This is a genomic window from Caldalkalibacillus thermarum, assembly GCF_014644735.1.
GTDB lineage: Bacteria > Bacillota > Bacilli > Caldalkalibacillales > Caldalkalibacillaceae > Caldalkalibacillus > Caldalkalibacillus thermarum.
The window spans coordinates 1-26,036 of record NZ_BMKZ01000006.1; the positions used below are offsets into that span (position 1 = coordinate 1).

At 49.4% G+C, this 26,036-nt stretch carries 21 protein-coding genes and 2 pseudogenes; 6 read left to right on the plus strand and 17 right to left on the minus strand.

Features of this window, described 5'->3' with window-relative positions:
- On the plus strand, nucleotides 1–1,277 hold a 1,277-nt coding region (locus tag IEW48_RS03580; protein ID WP_229703926.1), incomplete at its 5' end, for a spore germination protein.
- Nucleotides 1,278–1,392: 115 nt separating this feature from the next.
- Here the strand turns inward: IEW48_RS03580 and IEW48_RS03585 are convergent.
- The 3 genes from IEW48_RS03585 to IEW48_RS03595 form a co-directional block, all read right to left on the minus strand.
- On the minus strand, nucleotides 1,393–1,887 hold the full coding sequence (locus IEW48_RS03585) for a YhcN/YlaJ family sporulation lipoprotein (RefSeq protein WP_188622605.1): 495 nt from the start codon (nucleotides 1,885–1,887) through the stop codon (nucleotides 1,393–1,395).
- 43 nt (nucleotides 1,888–1,930) lie between these two features.
- Nucleotides 1,931–2,128 (minus strand): hypothetical protein, encoded by a 198-nt coding sequence (locus IEW48_RS03590; protein WP_007504324.1) that lies wholly within the window; start codon nucleotides 2,126–2,128, stop codon nucleotides 1,931–1,933.
- Between the two features lie 85 nt (nucleotides 2,129–2,213).
- Complete coding sequence (locus IEW48_RS03595; protein ID WP_188622606.1) at nucleotides 2,214–2,951, minus strand: IclR family transcriptional regulator; 738 nt, start codon at nucleotides 2,949–2,951, stop codon at nucleotides 2,214–2,216.
- Nucleotides 2,952–3,244: 293 nt separating this feature from the next.
- Here IEW48_RS03595 and acnA point away from each other — a divergent pair, with 293 nt between their 5' ends.
- The 3 genes from acnA to IEW48_RS03610 all read left to right on the plus strand — a co-directional run bounded on the left by acnA (nucleotide 3,245) and on the right by IEW48_RS03610 (nucleotide 9,489).
- Complete coding sequence (gene acnA, locus IEW48_RS03600) at nucleotides 3,245–5,956, plus strand: aconitate hydratase AcnA (protein WP_188622607.1); 2,712 nt, start codon at nucleotides 3,245–3,247, stop codon at nucleotides 5,954–5,956.
- A 233-nt stretch (nucleotides 5,957–6,189) separates the two neighbouring features.
- Complete coding sequence (locus IEW48_RS03605; RefSeq protein ID WP_188622608.1) at nucleotides 6,190–7,467, plus strand: hemolysin family protein; 1,278 nt, start codon at nucleotides 6,190–6,192, stop codon at nucleotides 7,465–7,467.
- Nucleotides 7,468–7,767: 300 nt separating this feature from the next.
- Complete coding sequence (locus tag IEW48_RS03610) at nucleotides 7,768–9,489, plus strand: formate--tetrahydrofolate ligase (RefSeq protein WP_188622609.1); 1,722 nt, start codon at nucleotides 7,768–7,770, stop codon at nucleotides 9,487–9,489.
- A 66-nt stretch (nucleotides 9,490–9,555) separates the two neighbouring features.
- On the opposite strand, the gene IEW48_RS03615 is transcribed toward IEW48_RS03610, so the two are convergent.
- Nucleotides 9,556–9,861: an AzlD domain-containing protein gene (locus tag IEW48_RS03615; RefSeq protein WP_188622610.1), complete on the minus strand. Its 306-nt coding sequence runs from the start codon at nucleotides 9,859–9,861 to the stop codon at nucleotides 9,556–9,558.
- Between the two features lie 4 nt (nucleotides 9,862–9,865).
- Nucleotides 9,866–10,585, minus strand: coding sequence for an AzlC family ABC transporter permease (locus IEW48_RS03620; RefSeq protein ID WP_188622611.1), 720 nt, complete (start codon nucleotides 10,583–10,585; stop codon nucleotides 9,866–9,868).
- A 197-nt stretch (nucleotides 10,586–10,782) separates the two neighbouring features.
- Here IEW48_RS03620 and IEW48_RS03625 point away from each other — a divergent pair, with 197 nt between their 5' ends.
- Nucleotides 10,783–11,385 carry a helix-turn-helix domain-containing protein gene (locus IEW48_RS03625; RefSeq protein ID WP_188622612.1) on the plus strand — a complete coding sequence of 201 codons (603 nt, stop codon included), beginning with the start codon at nucleotides 10,783–10,785 and terminating at the stop codon, nucleotides 11,383–11,385.
- Nucleotides 11,386–11,456: 71 nt separating this feature from the next.
- Here the strand turns inward: IEW48_RS03625 and IEW48_RS03630 are convergent, their stop codons facing one another.
- From IEW48_RS03630 to IEW48_RS03680, 12 genes and pseudogenes are all read right to left on the minus strand, one after another.
- Nucleotides 11,457–12,239: a phosphatase PAP2 family protein gene (locus IEW48_RS03630; RefSeq protein WP_229703928.1), complete on the minus strand. Its 783-nt coding sequence runs from the start codon at nucleotides 12,237–12,239 to the stop codon at nucleotides 11,457–11,459.
- A gap of 237 nt (nucleotides 12,240–12,476) precedes the next feature.
- Nucleotides 12,477–13,676: an iron-containing alcohol dehydrogenase gene (locus tag IEW48_RS03635; protein WP_188622614.1), complete on the minus strand. Its 1,200-nt coding sequence runs from the start codon at nucleotides 13,674–13,676 to the stop codon at nucleotides 12,477–12,479.
- A gap of 20 nt (nucleotides 13,677–13,696) precedes the next feature.
- A pseudogene (locus IEW48_RS03640) lies at nucleotides 13,697–13,930 on the minus strand (AMP-binding enzyme); the annotation flags it as partial.
- Nucleotide 13,931: 1 nt separating this feature from the next.
- Nucleotides 13,932–14,051 (minus strand): annotated as a pseudogene (locus IEW48_RS03645) (sigma 54-interacting transcriptional regulator); the annotation flags it as partial.
- Nucleotides 14,052–14,379: 328 nt separating this feature from the next.
- Nucleotides 14,380–15,648, minus strand: a complete 1,269-nt coding sequence (gene odhB, locus IEW48_RS03650) for a 2-oxoglutarate dehydrogenase complex dihydrolipoyllysine-residue succinyltransferase (protein WP_188622615.1) — start codon at nucleotides 15,646–15,648, stop codon at nucleotides 14,380–14,382.
- A 61-nt stretch (nucleotides 15,649–15,709) separates the two neighbouring features.
- Nucleotides 15,710–18,556 carry a 2-oxoglutarate dehydrogenase E1 component gene (locus tag IEW48_RS03655; protein WP_188622616.1) on the minus strand — a complete coding sequence of 949 codons (2,847 nt, stop codon included), beginning with the start codon at nucleotides 18,554–18,556 and terminating at the stop codon, nucleotides 15,710–15,712.
- A 154-nt stretch (nucleotides 18,557–18,710) separates the two neighbouring features.
- Nucleotides 18,711–21,128, minus strand: coding sequence for a heavy metal translocating P-type ATPase (locus IEW48_RS03660; protein WP_188622617.1), 2,418 nt, complete (start codon nucleotides 21,126–21,128; stop codon nucleotides 18,711–18,713).
- Between the two features lie 133 nt (nucleotides 21,129–21,261).
- On the minus strand, nucleotides 21,262–21,471 hold the full coding sequence (gene copZ / locus IEW48_RS03665) for a copper chaperone CopZ (RefSeq protein WP_188622681.1): 210 nt from the start codon (nucleotides 21,469–21,471) through the stop codon (nucleotides 21,262–21,264).
- Nucleotides 21,472–21,599: 128 nt separating this feature from the next.
- The gene (locus IEW48_RS03670) at nucleotides 21,600–21,926 is read right to left on the minus strand and encodes a metal-sensitive transcriptional regulator (RefSeq protein ID WP_007503848.1); all 327 of its coding nucleotides are present in this window, start codon (nucleotides 21,924–21,926) and stop codon (nucleotides 21,600–21,602) included.
- Nucleotides 21,927–21,998: 72 nt separating this feature from the next.
- The gene (locus IEW48_RS17375) at nucleotides 21,999–22,124 is read right to left on the minus strand and encodes a hypothetical protein (RefSeq protein ID WP_268236531.1); all 126 of its coding nucleotides are present in this window, start codon (nucleotides 22,122–22,124) and stop codon (nucleotides 21,999–22,001) included.
- A gap of 8 nt (nucleotides 22,125–22,132) precedes the next feature.
- Complete coding sequence (locus IEW48_RS03675; protein ID WP_188622618.1) at nucleotides 22,133–22,381, minus strand: MoaD/ThiS family protein; 249 nt, start codon at nucleotides 22,379–22,381, stop codon at nucleotides 22,133–22,135.
- A 98-nt stretch (nucleotides 22,382–22,479) separates the two neighbouring features.
- Nucleotides 22,480–24,360 (minus strand): aldehyde ferredoxin oxidoreductase family protein, encoded by a 1,881-nt coding sequence (locus tag IEW48_RS03680; RefSeq protein WP_188622619.1) that lies wholly within the window; start codon nucleotides 24,358–24,360, stop codon nucleotides 22,480–22,482.
- 206 nt (nucleotides 24,361–24,566) lie between these two features.
- Here IEW48_RS03680 and IEW48_RS03685 point away from each other — a divergent pair, with 206 nt between their 5' ends.
- Nucleotides 24,567–26,033 carry an NAD(P)/FAD-dependent oxidoreductase gene (locus IEW48_RS03685; RefSeq protein WP_188622620.1) on the plus strand — a complete coding sequence of 489 codons (1,467 nt, stop codon included), beginning with the start codon at nucleotides 24,567–24,569 and terminating at the stop codon, nucleotides 26,031–26,033.
- The last annotated feature ends 3 nt before the right edge of the window (nucleotides 26,034–26,036 follow it).

Sequence of the window (26,036 nt, forward strand, 5' to 3'; positions counted from 1 at the left end):
GAAAGCCAAGATGGAACTTATCGGTTAAAACTCACTTGGATGGAACGCCGTATGAGGGGAAACTCTCACGTACGGTGTGGGGGAGGGGAAAAGGCGGAGATAATATCAAAGCCTTACCTATTCCCATCCTCCTGGTCATTGATGGGGTTAAGGGATTAATTGTTCTGGGGACCAAGGAGATTAAACATGAGCGATCCGTTGAGGAACCAGAGAGTGAAGTGGTGATTCGCGGACCGAGGGACGGGTTTAATGAAAACTTGCGGACCAACATTTCCCTTATTCGCCGCAGGCTCAGGGATCCCAACCTGGTCATTCAAATCGGTCAGCTGGGGCGGCGTAGCAAAAGGGATTTTGCCATCATGTATATCAAAGGGATTACCACCCAAGATCTGATCGACGAAGTACGCTATCGTGTCGCCTGTGCTGATGTCGATGACATGGCGGAAAGCGGCACTTTGGAACAGCTGATTGAAGACGATGTCTTATCCCCTTTCCCCCAGGTGCAACAAACGGAACGTCCCGACAAAGCATCCTCTGCCTTGACCAATGGTCAAGTGGTGCTCTTGCTGGACGGAACCCCGTATGTCTTAATAATGCCTGTCACCTTTCATCTATTGCTCAAATCCCCTGAGGATTATTACGAACGCTGGCAGATTGGCTCTGTGATCCGCTTCCTCCGTTATGGAGCCGCTTTTATGGCCTTGTTTCTTCCCTCTCTCTATGTCGCCATGGTCTCCTACCACCAGGGGATGATCCCCACCCCCTTGGCTTTATCTATTGCCGGTGCGCGGGAGGGCGTGCCTTTTCCTGCTTTTGTCGAGGCACTGCTGATGGAATTTTCGATAGAGTTATTAAGGGAAGCAGGGATCCGCTTGCCTAGCACTATTGGCCAAACCATTGGCATTGTAGGTGGTCTGGTCATTGGCGATGCAGCCGTCAGAGCTGGACTCGTCAGCCCCATCATGGTCATCGTGGTGGCCCTGACAGCCATTGCCTCCTTTGCCATTCCCGCTTACAATGTGGGCATTACTTTCCGGCTGCTCCGCTTCGTGCTCATGGCAGCGGCTGCCACCATGGGGTTGTACGGGATTATCATGGTCTATATCTTAATTAACATTCATTTGGTCGGTTTGCGCAGTTTTGGAAGTTATTACCTCTCTCCGTTTGCCCCCTACCGTTTCCTGCATTGGCTAGACGTTGTCCTGCGGGCCCCAATGCCCCTCATGCGGATGCGGACAACCGAGCCGCGCACATTAAATGATAAAAAACAGGACTGAAAGCGAAGGAAGTGATTTTCATGACACAAGAGATCACCCTACTCTTTAAGGTAGAAGATTGGCCCGTCATCATGCAAAAGAGCGTGTGGCAACAACACGCTCTTACAATTCGCTTTTACCCTTTCATATCTTGATTGATCTTTTGCAGACGTTTTTGCTCAGCCTCCGTTTGCTGCTGGTACGTTTTTTTCTCCAGTTTTTTTAACTCCTGCAGAATTTTGCGGTCCGTACTGACATGCACCTGGTATTCAGGGTAGGCTTTGCGCAATCGATGGAATATTTCTTTGCGAATCCCTTTGAGTTGAAAACGTTTCATCTGGGCCACATCAACCGCTACAGAAAGCTCCTGATCAATGGCAACTGCTGCTGCATCCGTAACCCCCTCCACTGACTTGGCGATCAGTTTGGAACGGTTGGCCGTATCATGATCTACTTTAATTTTGTGAGGTTTGCTCCCTTTCTTGTCCATTTGCTGCTGCAACTTGTAATCGGCTTGAAACGGCTGTTCTTGGTTATACATGGCGCAACCGGCATTAAAAAGCAATACGATCCAGCAGGCCATCAAGATACCGCTTCCCAAAGCCCGGCTGAAACGGCATAATTTTTTCACCAGCATCGCCTCCTCCATCACAGACCGGCGTTGTCTAGATTGTCTATGTTTTTTGGCGGATCAAGGCCCGGCCGACAGCCCGAATGATCAATAAACCAAGGGCCCATACCGAGGTCGCCATCAGCGTCACACTCATCCAGTTGGGCGTTCCCAAAAGCAAATACAACAAACCATGAAAAATGAAGACAGCACTAATCCATACGAGCAAATTAATGTCTGCCATACGCTGCCAAAAAGACATGAGTCATCACTCCTTGGGAGTAGGATGACCCATGCCCGAAATGAATATAAGATACACGCAACAGGAAAATATTACAAATGCCGGTTTAACCGACCATTTTGCTCATGCGGGAGGCAAAATCCATCACGGTTGGTGCAATCTCTTCCATTTTTTCAAGAGTCAGCCTTCCGGTTGGTCCGGACACAGCCAAAGCAGCCACACATTTACCCTGCCGGTTGAAAATGGGCGCTGCAATGGCAGACGTTCCTGCTTCCCGTTCCTCCACACTGGTAGCATAGCCCAACTGGCGGATTTTCAACAGTTGCAGCATGAAGGCTTCTTTATCAATATGCTCAGGCCAATCGGGGTCATTAAGAATCATTTCCTGTACATCAGGCTCTGCGTAAGCCACCAGGATTTTACCTGAAGCCCCTACATTTAAGGGCATGCGCACGCCGATGGGTGCTACCCTGCGAATGGTCTGCTTGCTTTCAACGGCCTGAACCCTGACCCGTTCCTTGCCATCCCGTACATACAGGGTGACGGTTTCATCCAGGATGTCCCGCAAACGTTCCATTTCAGGCAACAGCATCACGGCTGGATCGTCCACCCGCTCTAAATGGGCGGACAGTTCCCACACGCGGAAGCCCAAGCGGTATTTTTCCGTGGCCTCATTTTTAGCGACAAATCCTTTTTTCTCTAGTGAGGCTAACAAACGATAAACCGTACTCTTATTTAAACCAACCTGATGACTAATTTCTGTCAGTGACCATTCGTGCTGGGTTGTAAAGCATAATAAAATATCCAGCGCCCGTTCAACAGACCTTACAGTCTTTTTTTCCATTTTTGTTCACCCTCAAATGTTTCATTGTATGAAACATTGTTTTTAGTTTCTAATTATACTCTGTTGGAAGGTAAAGGTAAACTGTTTTTTGGAGCTGAACTCCACTTTTGGTTGAAATCATTTTTTTCGTTATTTTTTCGACTTTGAAAGCCCTTTTACTGAATTTGATATGTACATCACCTTTTATTTAAGCTATAATAAGGTCGTAAAAAGAAACTAAGTTTCAAAGAGTAAAACAAGGGTGGGACAGCTTCACAGCTAAAGCTTGGCACTCATGAGGAGGAGGTTTTTTGATGACGTATCGTGATCCTTTTTCCGTCAAATCCTCACTGCAAGTAGGGGATCAAACGTACACCTATTTCTCCCTTCCCAAACTGGAAGAACAAGGAGTTGGCCCGGTCTCCAAGCTGCCTTTTTCCATTAAGGTGCTGCTGGAAGCAGCTTTGCGCCAAGTGGATGGGGTAGCCATCACAGAAGATCACGTTAAACATATCGCCAACTGGGCCGAAACGGAAGATAAAGACCGTGAAATTCCGTTTAAACCTGCCCGTATTGTACTGCAGGACTTTACGGGGGTGCCTGCTGTCGTGGATCTGGCGGCCATGCGCTCCAAAGTGGCCAAGGACGGCGGGGATCCGAAACAAATCAATCCTCTCGTTCCCGTTGACTTGGTTATCGACCATTCCGTGATGGTAGATAAGTTTGGAACGAAAGATGCCCTGGAATACAATATGAAGGTGGAGTTTGAACGCAACCAGGAGCGTTACCGTTTCTTGCGCTGGGCTCAAACGGCCTTTGACAACTTCAGAATCGTTCCGCCGGCCACCGGTATCGTGCACCAGGTGAACCTGGAGTATCTGGCCAGTGTGGCAGCAACCAAGGAAGTTGACGGCGAACAGGTTGTCTTCCCTGATTCTCTGGTCGGAACCGACTCCCACACCACCATGATTAACGGCATCGGCGTGGTTGGCTGGGGTGTCGGCGGTATTGAAGCAGAAGCCGGTATGCTGGGACAACCTTTGTACTTCGTGACTCCGGAGGTTGTTGGTTTCAAATTGACTGGCCGTCTGCCTGAAGGGGCCACAGCAACAGACCTGGCCTTAACCGTAACCCAAATCTTGCGCAAAAAAGGCGTTGTAGGCAAATTCGTTGAGTTCTACGGTGACGGATTGTCCAACATCAGTGTGGCTGACCGCGCCACTGTGGCTAACATGGCACCGGAATATGGGGCTACCATGGGCTTTTTCCCTGTGGATGAGCAAACGCTGGACTATCTCCGCCTCACTGGACGCAGTGAAGAGCAAGTCCAACTGGTCAAAGCTTATTATCAAGCCCAAGGCTTGTTCAGAACGGATGACAGTGCTGAGCCTGTCTTCTCTGACACCATCACCTTGGATCTCAGCACCATTGAACCCACCCTTGCCGGGCCAAGACGTCCCCAAGACCGCATTGTGTTGTCCGAGATGAAAGAAAGCTTTAACAAAACCTTGCGTGCACCGGTTGAGGATGGCGGCTTTGGCTTAAGCGATGAAGAACTGAACAAAAAAGTAAAAGTAGAGCATCCTAACGGAGAAACTTCCGAATTGACTAATGGCTCTGTGGTGATTGCGGCTATTACCAGCTGTACCAACACGTCCAACCCAAGCGTGATGCTGGGTGCTGGTCTTGTGGCCAAAAAAGCGGTTGAGAAAGGCTTGACCACGCCCGCCTATGTTAAAACCAGCTTAACCCCGGGCTCCAAAGTGGTCACTCAATACCTGATTGATGCCGGTTTAATGGAACCGCTTGAAGCCCTTGGCTTCCATGTGGCTGGTTACGGTTGTGCCACCTGTATCGGTAACTCCGGTCCGTTGCCGGATGAGGTCTCCAAAGCGATTGCCGAAAACGATCTGACCGTCTGCTCCGTATTAAGCGGCAACCGCAACTTTGAAGGCCGCATTCATGCTCAGGTAAAAGCCAACTACTTGGCTTCACCGCCCCTTGTCGTGGCCTATGCCATTGCCGGCACCATGAACATTGACTTGCAGAAGGAACCGCTTGGCCATGATAAAGACGGCAATCCTGTCTACCTGAAAGATATTTGGCCTACACCGGAAGAGTTGCAGGCTGCCCTGCAAACGGTGAACTCAGACTTATTCAAAAAAGAATATGAAAATGTGTTTGAATCCAACCCGCGCTTTAACGAAATTGACGCGCCGAAGGGAGACCTGTATGAATTCGATCCCGAATCCACTTACATCCAGGAGCCTCCGTTCTTTGAAAACCTTGAGCCCGAAGTGGGGGACATCGAAGAAATTAAAGGTGCGAGAGCACTAGCCCTGTTGGGTGACTCTGTAACCACCGACCATATTTCACCGGCTGGTAACATCGCCCCTGACAGTCCGGCAGGCAAGTATCTTCTGGAGCGGGGTGTAGAGCGCAAAGACTTTAACTCCTATGGTTCCCGCCGCGGCAACCATGAAGTGATGATGCGCGGTACCTTTGCCAACATCCGCATTCGCAACCAAATGGTCCCCGGCACAGAGGGCGGCTATACGAGATATCTGCCGACCGGTGAGATTATGCCGATCTACGATGCTGCCATGAAGTATCAACAAGATGGCACACCCTTGGTTGTTCTGGCCGGTAAAGAATACGGTACCGGAAGCTCCCGTGACTGGGCAGCCAAGGGAACCAACTTGCTGGGCGTCAAAGCAGTCATTGCCGAAAGCTTCGAACGGATCCATCGCACCAACCTGGTCTGCATGGGCGTTCTGCCGCTGCAGTTTGCAGAAGGACAGGGCTGGAAGCAGCTCGGTATTACAGGTAACGAAACCTTTGATATCCTCGGCTTGGACAATAACCTGAAACCGGGTCAAACCATCACCGTGCGGGCTACCCGTGAAGATGGATCCAGCTTTGAATTTAACGTTATTGTCCGCCTGGACAGTGTGGTGGACATCGAGTACTATCGTAACGGCGGTATCTTGCAAAAAGTGTTGCGCCAAATGGTGCAAAGTGCTTAAACAGGCAGCTTTAAAGCTGACGGCTAACCTTATAACATGGTTCAGTAAAAGGCTGTGGAGCAATTCCACAGCCTTTTTAGCTGCTGCAGCTGATGCAGTAACTTAAGCCGGGCCCTGCGGTGACTAAGTATTCAATTAGCCGCTTAATTAATTTATAATGAGAATTAATATATAATAAATTATAATAAATACCATAGTGTTTAATCCCATTTGTATTGGAGTGTGATGCTTAGTTGGACGAGGTGTCGGTTAGTTTTGGGATTATCTTGTTGGTGTTACTCGTTCTGTCAGCCTTTTTTTCTGCATCAGAAACGGCTTTTTCCAGTGCAAACAAAATCCGGCTCAAACACTTTGCAGATGAGAAACGAAAAGGAGCCCAAAAAGCACTGTATATATCAGAGCATTTTGACAAAGCACTGACCACCATTTTAGTGGGAAATAACCTGGTTAACATTGCAGCAGCCACGATTGCCAGCTCTTTGTTTGTTGCGATGTTCGGACCAAAAACGGGGATGCTCGTCAGCACCATCGTCATGACCATCCTTATCCTGGTTTTTGGTGAAATTTTGCCCAAATCATTTGCCAAAGAACATGCTGAGTCGTTTTCCCTAGCCGTAGCCAACATCTTGTATTTACTGATGAAACTGTTTACGCCGATCAGCTGGCTGTTTGCCCAATTGAAGCGCTTAATGTCCAAACTTATACGTCCTAAACAGGATGTTCCATCCGTTACCGAGGAAGAAATTAAGCTTTTGGTGGATATCAGTGAGGAAGAAGGGGTTATCGATAAAACAGAAAAAGAACTGGTACACCGTTCCCTTAACTTTAACAATATTATTGTGGGTGAAATTTTAACTCCTCGTCCCGATATGGTGGCCGTTGAAGTTAACCAACCCGTGGAAGAAATTAAACAAGTTTTTTTGAGGGAAAAATTTTCCCGGATTCCCGTGTATGAAGGGAGCATCGACAATATTATCGGCATCCTATCCGAGCGTGAGTTCTTATCCTCTTTGCTTCAACACGAGCATGTCGACATCAGGAAGTTGTTACGCAAGCCACTCTTTGTCGTTGAGTCAATGAAAATCTCTTCACTACTTCCGGAACTACAAAAAAATAAAATTCATATGGCCATTGTGATTGATGAATTTGGCGGCACAGCCGGTTTGATCACCATGGAAGATATTCTGGAAGAGATTGTAGGGGAAATATGGGATGAACATGATGAACAAGTGAAAGTGATCACCCAGCTGGATAAAAATACTTATATTTTCTCCGCCGATTTCTCTTTAGACGAATTTGCCCGCATGACCAAGGTGGAGCTTCCTGACACTGTTTATCACACCCTTGGCGGCTGGTTGGTTGAAGAATTTCAACGGGTGCCCCAAAAAGGAGAACAACTGTATTATGAAAATTTATTACTGACCATTGAAGAAGCGGAAAGCCGCAGAATCAGAAAAGTGAGAGTGGAAATAAGGGAATACGCCCCTTCTCAATCAAAAGCGTATGGTTAAAGCTAAAATCAATGCTAATGTTTCCACTCACCTTTTACCGCTGTGGGAGATATTATAATGATGTAGTCCGTATAACCATACTCCCCTTCAAGTTCCCCTTTACAAAGTTCCCCAGTCCGGGGATTTTTTGTTTGGCACAGCTGTACAAAGTTCCATTTTAACCAAGCAATTTCATAACTTGTGATAATATTGTACAATATAGAAGATTGTAGGAAGGTTTAAATAGGGTGATAAGCAAGAACCACTCAAACAAACATTTTTGACAGCTTTAGCTGCAGCAAGAACGGGAGTGACATAAGCATGCAAACGCCAACCATCGTACAAGATGATATTACCATTGCCCAACAAGCCAAACTGAAGCCAATCGGTGACATTGCCGCACTACTGGGACTCAAGGAAGACGACTATGAGCCATATGGACACTATAAGGCAAAAGTGAAACTGGATGTCCTGAAACGTTTGAAAACCAAACAGGATGGAAAGCTGATCCTCGTCACCGGTATCAGTCCCACTCCTGCTGGAGAAGGAAAATCAACTGTGACGGTCGGTCTGGGGCAAGCTTTGAATCGTCTAGGCCGTAAAGCGGTTGTGGCCTTGCGGGAGCCCTCACTGGGGCCGACAATGGGGATTAAAGGAGGCGCAACCGGAGGCGGCTACTCCCAGGTTTTACCTATGGAGGATATCAACCTGCACTTTACAGGGGATATCCATGCTATTACCGCAGCTAACAACGCTCTTTCTGCCCTGATCGATAATCATATCCATCAAGGAAACCAGCTGGGGATCGATCCGCGCCGGATCATCTGGAAACGCGTTCTAGATATGAATGACCGGGCCCTGCGCCAGGTCGTGGTTGGTTTGGGCGGCCCTGCCCAAGGCGTTCCACGGCAGGACGGCTTTGACATTACCGTTGCTTCAGAAGTGATGGCCGTCCTGTGCTTAAGTGAAGATATTGAGGATTTGAAACAGCGCTTATCCCGCATGGTGATCGGTTATACATATGACAAACAGCCGGTGACCGTAGCCGATCTCAAGGCGCAAGGGGCTATGGCTTTGCTGTTAAAAGATGCGTTAAAACCCAACCTGGTGCAAACCCTGGAAAACACCCCGGCTTTCATTCATGGTGGACCCTTTGCCAATATTGCCCATGGCTGCAACAGCCTGGTGGCCACCAAAATGGCTTTAAAACTAGCAGAATACACCGTCACTGAAGCAGGATTTGGCGCCGATTTAGGGGCAGAGAAATTTATCAACATTAAGTCCAGAACTGGGGGGCTCAAACCAGATGCTGCCGTGATCGTGGCGACCGTCCGGGCCTTGAAAATGCATGGTGGCGTGCCAAAAGACCAGTTAAAAGTGGTAAATGTGGAAGCAGTGAAAAAGGGATTAGAGAATCTGGCTCAGCACGTGCACATTATGCGCCACTTCCGTCTGCCCTGTGTCGTGGCCCTTAACCACTTCCTGCATGATTCAGAAACAGAAATCAATGTGATTGAACAATGGTGCCACGAACAAGGCGTTCCTTTTACCGTGTGCCGCGTTTGGGCTGAGGGCGGCCGTGGCGGTGAGGCGTTAGCTGAAACCGTCATCAAGCTTGTTGAAAGACCACAAGCCGATAAAGAAAACAAAAACCCTGCAGCTGATGAGGCGTTAAGATTTACTTATCCCTTGGCAGCTTCCATTGCCGACAAAATACGCGCCATTGCGACTAATATCTACGGTGCCCGCGATGTCCAGTTTTCACCCAAGGCCCAAAAGCAAATGGAGCAGTTTGAAAGGTATGGCTGGGGTAGATTGCCCATCTGTATGGCCAAAACGCAATATTCATTCAGCGATGATCCCAAACGGCTGGGACGCCCCACCGGCTTCACCCTGACCATCCGGGAGCTAAAACCTTCTCTCGGTGCTGGGTTTATTGTGGCCTTAACAGGGGACGTGATGACCATGCCCGGTCTGCCCAAAGAACCGGCCGCCTTGAAAATGAACATCGACAATGAAGGCAAAGTAGAAGGCTTGTTCTAAACTTCAAAGCCAGCTCCCGCAGGAATCAAACCTGCAAGGAGCTGGCTTTCTCTTGGACGAACATGTCTATAACAACCACATTTGTAAGGTAAATACCGTTAAAATGGCCGCCAGTATGACCAACAGGATATGCCCACGGAAATAAGCGATAAGCGCAGCCACCCCGCCACCTATGACACCAATCGCAGGGGCACTTGGTTCCACCGATAAAATCCCGGGAAAAATAAGCGCGCCCAAAGCCGCATAAGGAATGCTCCGCAACCATTTGTGCATCCATTTAGGTAGGGTTAAACGGTCGATAATAAACACCGGCAGCAATCTTGGCACAAACGTCACCACAGCCATGCCCAAAATAATCAGCAACAACCCCATACGCTCACTCCTCATCATCCTCAACATCAATAACCAATATTCCTGCCAACCCACCTAGCAGCGTGGCCAAGACAATCGCCCATCCTCCGCTTAAAATGGATGAAAACAACGTGCAAAGCCCTGCACTGAGTGCAGCAATAAGACCCACTTTCCAATACTGGCGGATGGCCGGCACCAACAAACCAATAAACATCGCATACAGGGCAATGGACATACTGGCACCGATCTCTGGAGGGATGACATTGGAGAGAAGCGCTCCCAGGAGAGTAGCAAACACCCAGGAGACATAAGCCGCTAACATCAGTCCGCCCAAAAAGAGTTGATGAGGCTTTTCTTTTTGCAATGAAGCGACGGCAAAGGTTTCATCGGTGATGCCTAAAGAGAGCGCTGCTTTCCACGACCTGGGCACTTCCCTGACCCGGTTCATCAAAGACATGCTCATCACAAAGTGTCGAAAATTAAGAACAAAAGTTGCTAAAACAATCTCCGCAAAACTTGCGCCCATAGCGATCATGTTAATCGCCATAAATTGACTAGCACCCGCGAAAACCAAGCTGGACATCAACACCGTATCCAAAAGCGGCACTCCCGTTTCTCTGGAGATAACACCAAAGGCCACTCCAATAGGAAGATAGCCAATCATAATCGGAATGCCAGCCGAAACGCCCTGGGCTAACGCCCCTTTATCCATCTGTCGGTTAACCTGTTTTTCTATTTGCTCCATACGCTTCCCCCAGCCCTGTCCTTTTTCTCTTTCAGATTTGCTATAATGACTCTAAGTAAGATGAAACTTTACAATGTTAAGCGATTTGGAAAAGTTCCTCTCGTTAGTATATTTTAATTTAATTAAAGTATATTATATTATACTATCAGGCGATTGACCACCTTTCGTTTGTATCTTTCCATTTGGAGGCACATACCATGTCTAGCAATAACCCATGGGAAGAAAACAATGTCGGCAAGCGCATTGGCGCCAAATTGCGCCAAATCCGCCGGGGCAGAGGCCTCAGTATGGAAGCTTTGGCTAACCAGATCGGGGTAAGCAAAATGACCCTGGCTAAAATTGAACAAGGCGAAGCGAACCCCACCTTGTCAGTTATTTGGAAAATTGCCAACGGTCTCTCAATCCCGATCACCGCTTTATTGTCTGTTGAGGCCAATGTCTCTCTTGCCCGTAAAAATGAAGGACTTATATTAACCAGTGCCAATGACTCCTTTACCGTTGAACCTTTGTTCGGGGCGCAAGGATCTTTTGAACTTTATCGGGGATACCTGCAAGCTCACAGTGAATACCCATCAGAAGCCCACGCACCGGGTGTCGTAGAATTTGTGACCGTGATGTCGGGCAAACTGACCGTTGAAGTGGACGGGGAAACATACCACTTGGAGGAGCATGACTCGATCCGCTTCTCTGGGGACCGACCGCATACATACATTAATCCATCCCCATCTTTGACCGTTTTAAATTTTGTCATTGCTTATACAAGTCCCGAAACCAACACATCCGTGTTATTTAGGAAATAATTAACGGTCACAAATAAAAAGAGGCTGGTGCTTACACCAGCACTCTGTCCACTTTGGCTTCCCGCTAAGCCCTAAGGGGCACCCACTGATTTCTGTGCGAGAGGAGTGCCCATGTCCAGGTCCGAGGGATACAGTCCCAGTTTGACAAAGATCCAGGGTGCCAGACCAATCCCCCAGATGCCCATGATGGTGTAGCGGAGAAAATCAGCTAACAGATAAGTAGGAAAGATGATTTTCAGACCGGTTTGCAAGGTGATGATCCCGGCCATACCAATCAAAAAGGCTATTGCTTTTTTCCACACCGCTGTACGCAAGTTCATTTGAACATAGCGTTGCTCCACCAAATAGGCTGCGCCGGCTCCCAACAAAAAACCCGCATACTTCACCCCTTCAGGTTCCCGAAACACAACCAAAAGAAGGAGAGGAAACCCGGCAGCCAACAGCCACTGCAAGCAGACTGGAAGCTGGCTGACCGTTTGTGCCGCCCTAAACCCGGCAACCAGGACAATGATGCCAATCAAGATGCCAGCTGCCACGTCAATAGGCCAGTGTAATCCAGCATACAAACGGGAAAAAGAAATACAAAAAATCAGGATAACCGAAACAACCCAAAACCAAGGCTTGTTGAGCACATAAGCCAGATACCCCCACAATGTCGTGGAGCCTTGGGCATGGCCACTGGGAAAAGAATCATAGGGATAGTGACTGCCAACCTCTGCCGATGAAACAAAAATAGAGTGAATCCCCTCTACTCCCACTGGGCGTGGATGACCGGTATAAATTTTAATCAAGGCATTGACATAAACGGAGACCAGAAAGATATAAAAGAGGCGAAAACCGGTTTTTTTAGACATACACCAGTACACCAAAGGTAAAATAAGAAAATAAAATTCCTCATTCCCCATAAATGTAAACACGGCAGCCAAAGCATTTAAAAATGGATTTTGCCATGAGGTAACCCAGATTAAAAAATCAATTTGAGTCACGGGTTTTCACTTCCTTATTCACTTATCTTCCTCAAAAAACATATGTCCAAACAAGCATGTAAAGGCGCTGATGTAACAACACCAACGCCCATGCAACCTAATCCGCTAATAATCATAATCATAACAATACTCATACAGTTTGACAATCTCTTCATGGGTTGGAACCCGTGGGTTGTTGGCCGGGCTGCCGCTAGCCAGGGCATCCTGGGCCATTTTATCCAAGACTTTTCTAAACCGGCTCTCATCAATGCCCCATGTTTTCATATTGGGAATGTTAAGATCCCGACACAATTGTTTAATTTCCTGTACCGCTGCCTGTGCGGCCTTTTGATCATCTTGCCCTTCCAGCTCCGGCTTAATGACACGGCCGATCACTGCCATGCGATCAATACAAGCTTCCAAAGTATACTCCAGTACTGCCGGTAACAGCATGGCATTGGACATCCCATGGGGAACATGAAACAAAGCGCCTATGGGCCGGGACATACCATGCACCAAACAGACTGAGGCATTGGAAAAAGCAATACCTGCTTGCATGGCGCCCAAGGTCATCCTGTCTCTGGCTTCCAAGTCCTCTCCCTGTTGATATGCACGGCGAATAGATGAGCTGATCAAGCGAATGGCCTCTAAGGACAATGTGTCTGTCAGCGGCTGAGCCATTCTGGAGAGATAGGCTTCTATGGCGTGACACAAGGCATCTACCCCGGTAGCTGCAGTCAACTTGGGAGGTGAAGTCACAGTCAAGAGCGGATCAACAATGGCAACAGCAGGAATAAAGGCCGGATGCTTGATCATCATTTTGACATCAGCAGTGGTGTTGGTGATAACCGTGACACTGGTCACTTCCGATCCGGTACCAGCTGTAGTGGGAATGGCAATAAGCGGAACAGGTTCCTTTGTAATCGGTTTTTGCCCTCCCACATACTCACCAATATATCCGCCGTTTGTAGCCACCACAGCAACCGCTTTGGCAGTGTCTATGCAGCTTCCCCCACCAACCGCCACAATGAGGTCACAGTTCTGTTCCTGCAGCATCTGCAGTGCTTCATCCACATACACATCTGTTGGTTCTGTGTTGACACCCATATAAGTGACATGGGCTGCTCCAGCTTTTTGCACATAAGTGACACAACGCTCCACATGGCCTATTTGTTCCATCACTTCATCACTAATAATGAGCACTTTGGAACCAAGACAGGGCACCACATCCTTTAATGTGGACAAAGCCCCTTGTCCGTAGTACACCTCTGGCGGCAGGCGAAACTCGGCAAAGGTACTGAGCTTTAGGTCCTTTTTGGACACCACATTCCCCTCTCCTTTCCTGATTAATCCCGCTTGACGACATAGCCAGCTTTCTCCCTGTCCCAGGCATTGCCGATCCCCATTTCCTTCAGTTTAAATTTTTGGATCCGTTCCGTGGCCGTTTTGGGAAAGGCGTTGGTGAACTCAACATAGCGGGGGACCATAAAATAAGCCATCCGTTCCTGGCACCAATCTAATAATTCTTCAGGTGAAAGCTGTTCTCCTTCCCTGACAATCACAAAAATTTTGACATCTTCAATTGACCCGGATAAATGGTCCATAGGCCCGTTTGCTTTCTTGATGAATAGCATGGGCAAAAAGTTCCTTTCCTGTTCCGCTTTCACCCACCAGCAAAACGGTGGCCGGACTGCGGCCACCACTTCACCCTTGTTGTTTTTGATCGGAATGCGGTGGGCAATCATCTGTTTGCCTTTGATCTGTTACACCTCAGCCAGCTCAGGTACACCTGTTTTGACCACGATATGCATCCTTGTATTTTCGATCACTTCAGTGACATGCTTGCCAATGCAGCCATCCATAGCGTTTTACTTTCATGAGAACCACTCCCATCCGGCATCGTAGGCACCTTCTTTTCTTGCTACGATTATACCAAAACCAAAAAGGGCCGTTGTATAACACTTAAGGGTAGGGATATCCGGCAAAAAAAAGGATTCCCCGCTTCTGTCAGGGAATCCTATTCCTAGTTTTATCCTTCCAATAGCAACGTTTCGGGATCTTCCAGCAACTCTTTCACCTTGACCAGGAAGCTGACCGCTTCCTTTCCGTCCACAATGCGATGGTCATAGGACAGGGCGATGTACATCATGGGCCGGTTCTCCATCCGCTCTTCATCTACTGCCACCGGACGGATTTGGATTTTATGCATGCCCAAAATGCCCACCTGAGGGGGATTGAGAATCGGGGTGGACAGGAGGGAGCCAAATACTCCCCCATTGGTAATAGTAAAGGTTCCGCCTTGCAAGTCACTGACACTCAGCTTGTTTTGACGGGCTTTTTCGGCTAAAGAGGCTATTTCCCGCTCAATTTCGGCAAAACTTAACTTGTCTGCATTACGCACAACAGGAACCACCAGCCCCTGGTCGGTGGCAACAGCCACGCCGATATCATAATATTTCTTGACCACAATCTCGTCACCTTGAATCTCTGCATTTAACAAAGGAAACTTTTTCAGGGCCCCGATGACCGCTTTGGTGAAAAAAGACATGTAACCCAATCTGACCCCGTGCTCTTGATAAAAGGCTTCCTTGTGCCGCTTACGGAGTTCCATGATAGCGGTCATATCCACTTCGTTAAAAGTGGTCAGCATAGCAGCTGTATGCTGGGCTTCAACCAAACGTCTGGCGATGGTCTGCCTGCGGCGCGACATGCGTATCCGTTCCACCGGTTTGCTCTCATACATCTTCTGTTCTAAGGCTTTTGCCTGTTCCGGATGAACCTGCTTTTGTTCCCGTTCCCCTTTTTCTCCGTTCACTGCCCGTCCGGGTGCTCCCTTGTGCTTTTCTATATCTGCAGCATGGATCCGTCCCCAGGGATCAAGACTTTCAACCTGGCCCAAATCAATGCCCTGCTGGCGTGCCCGCCGACGGGCGGCAGGGGTGGCCAGCTGCTCCTTACCCAGGGTGCTGTCCCAATCGTCCGCCTCCATGTTGCCATCCTTATCCCTTTCTTCATCCTGGGTTTCGCCTGGTGACTTATCTGCTGTCCGATGTTCACCCGTTGCTTCTTCATCCAGGAGGGCAATCACTTCTCCCACTGTGACCGCATCTCCTTCCTGTTTGAGATGTTTACGCAAGATGCCATCATGTTCAGCATTGATTTCCAAATTGACTTTATCCGTTTCCAGTTCGAGCAGGATATCTCCCTGCTTGACGAAATCCCCCTCTTCTTTGAGCCATTTGACAATCGTTCCCTCAGTGATGGATTCGGCCAGTTCAGGCACTTTGACCTCCACCATGACAGATACCTCCCTCAGTAGGAATATAACAGGTTAAGCTGTGTATATTCTTGCTGTGTGTTTAGCGTCTTAAGGCTTCCTGCACAATCCTTTCCTGTTCTTTTTTGTGGGCCTCATGCAAACCTTCTGCCGGACTGGAGCGGTCGGGCCGCCCAATGTAACGGACAGGAATCTCTCCCGCCACGTCCCTTAGATAGGGCTCCATGTAACGCCAAGCTCCCATATTGCGCGGTTCTTCCTGCACCCAGACGATCTCTTGCAATCCCTCGTACCGTTGAATGATCTGTTGGATGTCTTGTTTGGGAAAAGGATAGAGCTCCTCCACACGCACAATATGCAGCCAGTCCATGTTATCCTCTGCTTTCTCCAGCTTTTCCTCTAACTCCACTGCAATTTTGCCGCTGCACAAGATCAGCCGCTCGACACGCTCGGGATACTGTCCCAATCCGGTTTGTTCAAGGACCCGGTGAAAACGGCCCTCACTTAAAGCTTGGGGAAAAGAAGCGACACGCGGGTTGCGAATCAGGCTTTTGGGAGTCATAATGACCAGCGGCCGTTCCTCTTCACGCCCTGATAACAAGGCTTGACGGCGCAAAAGGTGGAAGTACTGGGCCGCTTTGGTCACGTTTGCGACAAACCAGTTATTTTCAGCGGCCAATTGCAGAAAACGTTCCAATCGGGCGCTGGAATGCTCCGGTCCCTGCCCTTCATAGCCGTGGGGCAAGAGCACGACCAGATTGGATCTTTCACCCCATTTAGCCCGGCCAGCCGATATAAATTGGTCAAATATCACTTGGGCCACATTGGCAAAGTCCCCGTACTGGGCTTCCCACAGGACCAAGGTATCTGTGGTAAAGACACTGTAACCGTATTCAAAGCCCAGCACCGCTGTTTCTGTCAGTGGGCTGTTATGGATAGCAAACGAGGCCCGGGCCTCGGGCAACACATGGAGGGGCGAAAGGGATTCACCCGTTTTGCTGTCATGCAAAACCAAATGCCGGTGGGCAAACGTCCCCCGTTCCGTATCCTGACCGGTCAGCCGGATGGGGATGCCGTCATGGAGGATCGTGGCAAAGGCCAGTATTTCAGCCAGCGCCCAGTCCACTTTTCCGTCATCAGCCAGGGCATTGGCCCTCCGTTCCAGGATACGTCTCAATTTCGGATAAACCGTAAATCCTTCGGGCCAGTCAAGCAAATTCCGGTTTATGGTCCTAAGCGTGTCCAGCGGGACACTGGTGTTAATATCAGGCAGTGATCCGCTCAGCACTTCCGGCGGATCTAAATGAAATGTATCTCCTTTATTTTTCTGCATAGCCCGTTGATAAGCCGCTTCTAATTTTTCCACGACCTTGTTTTCCATCTCTTCTATATGCTCTTCTGTCACCAGACCTGCTTTGATTAAGGCCTGTGCATATTGTACCCGGACGCTGGGATGGTGTTTAATTTTCGCATAGAGCTTGGGCTGGGTCACCGCTGGATCGTCCGCTTCATTGTGTCCAAAGCGGCGGTAACCGATCAAGTCAATCAGAAAATCCTTATGGAAGCGCTGGCGGTAGGCGTAGGCCAGCCGGACAGCAGCCAGACACGCCTCGGGATCATCAGCATTGACGTGGACAATGGGAATCTCAAACCCCTTGGCCAGGTCACTGGCATATTTGGTCGAACGGGCATCCCGCTCTTCTGTGGTAAATCCCAGACGGTTGTTGGCAATAATGTGAATCGTGCCACCTGTATGATAGCCGCGCAGCTGACTTAAATTTAGAGTCTCCGCCACAATCCCTTCGCCCGGAAAAGCCGCGTCGCCATGAATCAGAATAGCAAACGCTTTGTTGACATCCTGCTCGGGGTAGCCCCTCTTTGTCCGTTCTTCCTGTGCAGCCCTGGTGAAGCCTTCAACCACTGGGTTCACAAACTCTAAATGACTGGGATTATTAGCCAAGGTCAACCGTGCCCTAACCACATTATCCGCCTGGATAGCCCTTTTTCCTCCCAGATGGTATTTCACGTCTCCGGTCCAGCCATAGTTAATGCCGACCGAACCCTCAGACGGCACCAAATCTTTGTTGGGTGAATGATGAAACTCGGAAAAAATCAGCTCATAAGGTTTGCCCAGTACATGGGCCAGCACGTTCAGCCGCCCGCGGTGGGCCATGCCAATCATGATGTGCTCAATACCGCTGTGAACCCCTTGGCTGATCAGCTCATCCAACATAGGCACCAGCGCATCTAACCCTTCAATGGAAAAGCGCTTTTGCCCTACAAATCTGCGGTGCAAAAATTGCTCAAACATTTCTACTTCAATCAACCTGTTAAGCAGTGCCACCTTTTCCTTACTGCTCAACGGCTCATGTGCCCGGCCCGTTTCCACCCAGCGGCAAAGCCACTTGCGTTCTTCAGGATCATGAACATGGGTAAATTGGTAAGCCAGGGATTCAGTATACACTTGCTTCAAGTGGTGAAGGGCATCCCAAGCTGTTTCCATCCTGTCCGGCGCTTCAGGCCAGACGGCGGCTGCGGGCAACGCGCGCAGATCTTCTTCAGTCAGGCCGTAAGCAGTTGGATCAAGCAGGGAAACGTGCTCCGTCTCCCCCTCGTGCAACGGGTCAATTTTGGCTTCCAAGTGGCCGTATGTACGAATATGTTGGGCCAACTGCATGGCAGCTGCCGCTTTTTCCAGTTGGTATGCACTTATTTGTGGCGCCCCTCTTTCTCTTTTCCTGTCCCGCACAGGCTGATGATCTTGATCAACCATAGGGGGCGGTCCCCACCGCTCAAATAAAGTTTTCAGCTCTGGTTCGACTGAGCCGGGATCATGCAGGTACTGTTCATATTTATCTTGAATATAGCCCAGGTTAACCCCAAATACCCGTTCCCAACGGTGTCGATTCTCCATATCCTCAGCAGGCATCCCTAACACCCTCCGCTATTTCAGTTTCTTACATTAAGATACCCTTATCCTGTTTGGTGTAAACAGCCGTTTTAAAGTGAATGAATCTTGTTTTGGCCCACTCCGATATAAGAAAAAGCACACCTGAGGGGGTGTGCTCTCATTGGTCTGCCTGTTATAATTTAACCCGCTGCAACCTTAAGGCATTCAACACAACGGAAACGGAGCTGAAAGCCATCGCCGCCCCGGCCATCCAAGGTTGCAAAAGGCCGGCTGCAGCCACAGGGATGGCTGCAGTATTATAGCAAAAAGCCCAGAACAAGTTTTGTTTGATGTTGCGCATCGTTTTGCGGCTCATGAGCAAAGCATCAACCACGCTGTTCAAATCCCCCCGCATCAAGGCTATATCCGCCGTTTCCATGGCAATATCAGTACCCGTACCGATGGCCATGCCGATATCCGCCACAGCCAAGGCAGGAGCATCGTTAATTCCATCGCCCACCATGGCCACTTTCTTCCCTTGTTGTTGCAGTTTTTTAACTTCATCAGCCTTGCCTTCAGGCAACACTTCGGCCAGCACATGGTCAATGCCCACTTGTCTGGCAATGGCGCGGGCTGTCCGTTCATTGTCTCCCGTGATCATCAGCACTTCCAGGCCCATCGCCCTCATGCGGGCCACGGCCTCTCGAGATGTTTCTTTCACTCTGTCGGCAACGGCGATAATCCCGGCATAGGTGCTATCTACGGCCACCAGCATGGCGGTTTTCCCTTCCTGTTCAAGCTGTTCCAGCTGCCCTAAGGCCGGGGAGACGTCAATACTGTGTTTAGCCATCAGGCGGCGGGTACCGACTAACACCTGATGCTGGTCTACTTCCGCCGTTATTCCGTGTCCGGGCACCGCTTCAAACTGTTCCGGTTCTTTTAACGCTATCCCCTTTTCCTGTATACCTTGCACAAGGGCCTGGGCCAGAGGATGTTCGGAGGGTTTTTCCGCCGAACCGACCAGCCTTAACAGCTCCTCCTCACTGAGTCCGGCATCAGGGTTCACCAGTACATCCGTCATTTCCGGTTCACCCTTGGTCACGGTGCCCGTTTTATCCAGGACGACGGTCGTAATCTCCTGGGTTTTCTCCAGATGTTCACCGCCTTTGAACAAGATGCCGTATTCCGCTGAACGGCCCGAACCGGCCATGATCGAAGTCGGAGTGGCCAGCCCCAGGGCACAGGGACAAGCAATTACCAGAATAGAGATGGTGGGGATCAGGGCGCTGCCCAACTGTCCGGGGGTTAGGATCAAATACCAGAACAAGAACGTAAGAAAGGCAAAAATCACCACAATAGGGACGAAGATGCCGGAGACCTTATCCACCATGCGCTGAATGGGCGCTTTGGAACCTTGCGCCTCTTCCACGACCCGCACAATTTGGGCCAAGGCCGTATCTTTACCTACCTTGGTCGCTTTAATTTTAAGCGTGCCGTTTTTGTTGATCGTCGCTCCGATCACCTCATCGCCCGCTTCTTTGTCCACCGGGATGCTTTCTCCAGTCAGCATCGATTCATCCACTGCGGAACGACCAGCAATCACTTCCCCGTCAACCGGAATTTTTTGACCGGGTTTAACCAAAATAATGTCACCCACAACAACTTCGTCCACTGGAATCTCAATCTCCTGCCCGTTACGGATCACCAGCGCTGTTTTGGGCTTTAGGCCCATCAGCTTTTTGATGGCCTGGGAGGTGCGGCCTTTGGCTTTTGCTTCAAAATATTTTCCGAGTAAAATCAACGTAATAATGATGGCTGCGGTTTCGTAATAAAGGTCTACATGATGAGCCCCTGTTCTCAGCCAATCGATGGATAAATACAGGCTGTAAAAATAGGCGGCAGAAGTCCCCAAGGCCACCAGCACATCCATATTGGCACTTTTGTTGCGCAGCGCTTTATACGCCCCCTTGTAAAACTGCCAGCCGATCACAAACTGTACCGGAGTGGCCAAAGCCCATTGCACCCACGGGTTCAAGAGCACATCCGGCACCCAGATAAAAGCTGCCCATTCAAAATGGCTTACCATCGTCCATAAGAGAGGAAGTGAGAAAACGGCAGCCCACACAAACTTGCGAAATTGACGGCCGGTCTCCCGGTCCTGTGCTTGGTCCAAACCAGCCCGATCTTCTTTTAAGCTCAGTTTAAAGCCAAGCTGATCAATGCGTGTGATCATCTCCTCCGGGGTAACCTCAGCGGGGTTGTAGGCCACAGCAGCCCTCTCCAGGGCAAAGTTTACGTTGGCTTGAAAAACGCCTGCCATTTTGTTTAACGTTTTTTCAATGCGGTTGGCACAAGCGGCACAAGACATGCCGTCGACCTCAAATTCAACCTTTTCTTTTACTATAGCGTATCCCAGCTGTTCAAGGCGTGCTTCCAGCCGGGACAGGTCCACCTGTTGTGGATCATACTCTACTGTCGCCTTTTCCAAAGCCAAATTCACATGGGCAGTTTGTACCCCGTCAAGTTTGTATAATGCTTTTTCAATCCGGTTGGCACAAGCGGCACAAGACATGCCTGTCACTTTAAAACTGGTCTGCCGTGTTTGAGTCACAGCTGACACCCCGTTTCTTTAACCTGTTTATACCCTTATAGGGTATCATTCAATCCAAAAGGAATCGTGCTACCTTTTCCGTAACACGATTTGCCAGAAGCCGAAAACAGTCCAGCTTTTCTAAAATACTCTCCTAAGATACCACATCATATCCCTGGTCATCGATTGTTTCTTTGATCTTTTCCACACTGACTATGCTGTCGTCAAATTTGACCTCAACCAGACCTTGATCCAGATTGACTTTCACGTCAGAAACGCCCTCTAACGCCCCGACACTCTTTTCTACAGCAGATACACAATGAGCACAAGACATCCCTTCCACTTTCAGTGTGACTTCCTTCATCATTGACTCTCCTCCAAAGTTGTTTTGGTGTTAGTGTCGATTGTATTGAATCACATGATTCATTATTAATATAGCATACCCCTGTATAGTATTCAAGAAAACCGAAACCACACTGATTGACTCTCTTGTTATTTAATTAACTTGGAGATGGTTTTCATAAATTCCCCGGTCACTTCCTGGTCCCCTTCTTTGAGCCGCTCCATCACACAGGTTTTGATATGGCTTTCCAGCAGCAACTTGGACACCGCATGAAGAGCCGATTGCACGGCAGCCATTTGATTGAGGATGTCATCACAGTATACATCCCGCTCGATCATGCCTTTAATGCCCCGGACCTGCCCTTCAATCCGGTTCAGGCGGCGGATCAGGTTTTCTTTCAATTCAGCCGGTGCCCGCCCCCGGCGCCCGCTCCCGTGGCAGTCTAACGCTTCGTGTTTGTTTTCCCACTCCGTCATCTTTCCCACCTCACTTATACTATACCCATGTATGATGACAATTACAAGGGCAAGCGCCGTAAAAGTTAAGCACTATACCCCCAGCAGCTTTGCTCCCTCAATCGTGGCTATTTTTAACACCGTCTGGGCATCCAGCACAGTGGGGTCAAAATGTTCGGTCTTTTGCAAGCCAGCTGCTATTTTCATTTCTTTATACAAAAGGTTGGTTACCCCCCCTCTATGGGGGGAATCAGTTCGATACGGTCCCCTTCCTGCACCTGTTCATCCCAGTCCATAAATTCCCCGTTGCGCACAAGAAAGCAAACCTCCTGATCAGGGATGCCCAGAGAACGGATGATGCTCTTGATGCCAGGACTGTCTGTTTTCAGCTTTACCCACTGTTTATCATCCCCAGCATATTCCCCTTGCTGCAGATAATGTTCCAAATGACCATAGGCTCTCAGATAAATATGCATCCCGATCCCTTCTTTGCAAATGACTTTGTTAATGTTTATTTGTTGATGTTAGTGGTTGATGTAATAAAAATGCACTCTGTCATCGGGTGGTAAATACATCAGCTCTGCTCAATAGAGGTGACTTCCCTGGCAGCGCTATCCCGGGCCCATAAAATGCCCAGCTCGGCCAGTTTGCCGTCCGTAGGGACACCTTGTTCATCCCAGCCCATCATCTGGTAATAATAACGGATAGCCTGCCGGAAGTCCTCTTCCGAGGGGGCTTTGCCTTTAATATACCCTTCCTTAAACGGCTTGAAAAACCGCTTGGGCAGACGGTCATCCTCCGCTGTAAAACCTTCCCGCAAGTTAAACAGGCGCGTCAGTGTGGCGGCCCGTTCGCCCACTTTCATTAATTCCCACACATTGGTGTCCCAGCCCGTGACGCCATTGGTCAACTCCACGAGATGATCAATGGTCCAGGGTAAAAACTGGCACACCACTGCGCTGTTCATATAGTGACGCCAATTGGTAAAATATACAAGCATGCGAATCTTCTCCGGGCCGATATCGTCTGCTGGAACTGGCTTAAAGGCGCCTAACGGTTTGAAAAAGTCCACGTTTTTGGCTGTTCCCGTATCGTGCAGATTGTGGCAATGATCGGCTCCCGTGGGCGAGATGGCGTAGCCGACACCCATCCCCTGCTTCAAGCGGGGTTCATGCATGGGTAACTCCAACCCCTTGATATTTAGAGCAAACTCCTCTGCCCCGCCGCCAATTTTTTCAGCAAAACGCATGCTGCCCTCAGCTAAGAGATCGCCGATACCTTCCCTCCGGCATATTTTTTCGATCAGGGTCAACAGGGCCTCGGCATTGCCCCAGGTCAGCTCAATCCCATCTGTATCCTCTTTGGTGATGATGCCTTTCTCATAGGCTTCCATGGCACAGGCAATGGTGACCCCCAAGGAAATGACATCTACTCCGTAAGCATTACACCGCTCTGTCGCTTTCATCAGGGCCGCCAAATCGCTGATGCCCAGATTAGAGCCGATTGCACTTAAATGTTCATACTCGGCTCCGCCGAAACGGCCGTCCACCTGATGTTCTTCCGACTCCACCACCCGTTTGCAGCGAATGGGACAGGCATTACAGGTGTCGTCTTTCACATTAAATTGGCTGTGCATTGCTTCACCAGAAATTTGTTCAGCATATTCAAAGAAAGGATCCCTGAAATTGCGGGTAGGCAAGCCGCTAATCCGGTTTAAGGGTTGTACTATCCCTGAAGTGCCCATCTTGTGAAAACCCTTGGTCAACTCGGCATGGTTCTTGCCCATCCAGGCGGCCAGCTCTTTCACTCTCTGGGGATTGCTCATCTTGGGCATTTGCTTGCCCTTGACCACAATGGCTTTCAGCTTTTTGGAGCCCATCACAGCCCCCATTCCGGTCCGTCCCACCATGCGGTTAATGTCATTGACCACTGTGGCATAGCGGACCAGGTTTTCCCCGGCAATACCGCATTGGCATACTTTCGCTCCCCGGCCATGTTTTGCTTTTAAGTATTCATCGACATAGGCCGTATCTTTGCCCCAAATGTCGCTGGCATCATGAATAGCGACCTGACCATCCTCAATGGCAATATAGACAGGTTTCTCTGCCTGCCCTTCCACAATGACGGCATCATACCCGGCACGCTTTAAGAATGATCCCCAAAACCCGCCTGCTTCACCGTCACCATACGCCCCTGTCAAAGGGGACTTGGCCCCCACACTGTTGCGTCCCGCCCCGCCAAATGGTTCACCGGTAAGCGGTCCGGCTGCAAAAATCAGCTTGTTGTCCGGTCCCAATGGATCAATCCCAGGCTTCAACTCCTTGTACAAATAATAGGCAATCAACCCCCGCCCGCCATGATACATCCGGTACCAGGCTTCATCCGGCCGGTCGATGGCATGGGTCCCCTGCGTTAAATTGACTCGCAAAATTTTACCGTTAATCCCTAAGCTCATGCCTTGCCCTCCCTTTTCACACTGTCTGTACTATGTATTCGCGTACCAGCAATGACTTTCCTGCTTTTTTCGCCTGACTAAATTTTTTTAAAGTTGATTTTTACCAGGATTATGCTAGAATAAACAACGGCTTGAAAAAAACGAACTTTAAAAGCGCATTCATTTTTAATTGTTCGTCTTTCATTCCGGATGTGAGGTGATTGCCCATGTACGATGTCATTATTGTTGGGGCCGGACCGGCCGGGATCTTTGCCGCCTATGAGCTGACCTTGAAAGCGCCAGGAGCCAAGGTGCTGCTCATCGATAAAGGGCTGGATATTTACGCCCGGCGCTGTCCGATTCTGGAGCGGAAAATTAAGAAATGCCCGCCGCCCACAGCGAAAAAAGAATATGCTGGCTGTTTGCCTGCCTGCTCCATTACCAATGGTTTTGGAGGTGCAGGCGCTTATTCGGATGGAAAGTTTAACATTACCACAGAATTCGGCGGTTGGCTAACCGATTATTTGGATAAAAGTACCGTGTATGACTTGATTAAATATGTGGATGACATTAACCTTAGACACGGCGCCACGACCTCCATTACCGATCCAAGCAGTGAGGCCGTCAAACAGATTGAGAAAAAAGGACTGGCAGCAGGTCTAAAATTGTTGCGGGCCAATGTCCGCCACTTGGGAACAGAACAAAACCTGCAAATTTTGCAAAGTATTTTTGAGTATTTAAACGATAAAATTGAGATGCGTTTCAAAACAGAAGTGGCCGACCTCTTGACGGAAGAGAAAAGCGGCAAGCTTAAAGCAACGGGCGTCATCCTGAAAAAGAATGGCGAAGAAATCAGGGGTAGATATGTGCTGATCGCCCCGGGCCGGGATGGGGCTGTCTGGCTGGCTGAACTGCTCAGAAAACGGAAGATCAAAATGAAAAACAATCAGGTGGATATCGGTGTGCGGGTGGAGACCTTAGATACCATTATGGAAGAGGTGAACACCCACCTGTACGAAGGAAAGTTTATTTTTAACAGTTCGGTCGGCACGAGGGTCAGAACCTTTTGCAGCAACCCTTCCGGGCACGTGGTGGTGGAAAACCACAGCGGAGTCATGCTGGCCAATGGTCACAGTTATAAAGATGAGGCGCTGGGATCGGAAAATACCAACTTCGCCCTGCTGGTCTCCCATGAATTTTCCGACCCGTTTGACAGGCCCAATGAATACGCCCGCCGGATCGGCATGCTAGCCAACGAACTTTCCGGCGGTTCCATCCTGGTGCAACGCTTTGGGGATATTATCAAGGGACGCCGCTCCACTGAAAAAAGGATCAAAGAAGGTTTCGTGGAGCCTACCCTGAAAGAAGCTGTGCCCGGTGACCTGACCAAGGTGCTGCCGTATGCCACCATGAAAAGCATTATTGAAATGATTGAAGCCTTAAACCACATCACTCCCGGACTGGCTACTGAACACACCCTGCTGTACGGTGTTGAAGCCAAATTTTACTCTGCACGTCCCCATCTGACGGAACACCTGGAAGTGGAAGAGATCAGCAACCTGTACGCCGCCGGAGACGGTGCCGGTTTGACCCGGGGGTTGGCCCAAGCATCCGCTTCGGGTGTCTGGATCGCCCGACACATTGTGGAGAAGTTAAATACGGATCCTACTTCAGCGGCGGTTGCTACAAATTAACAC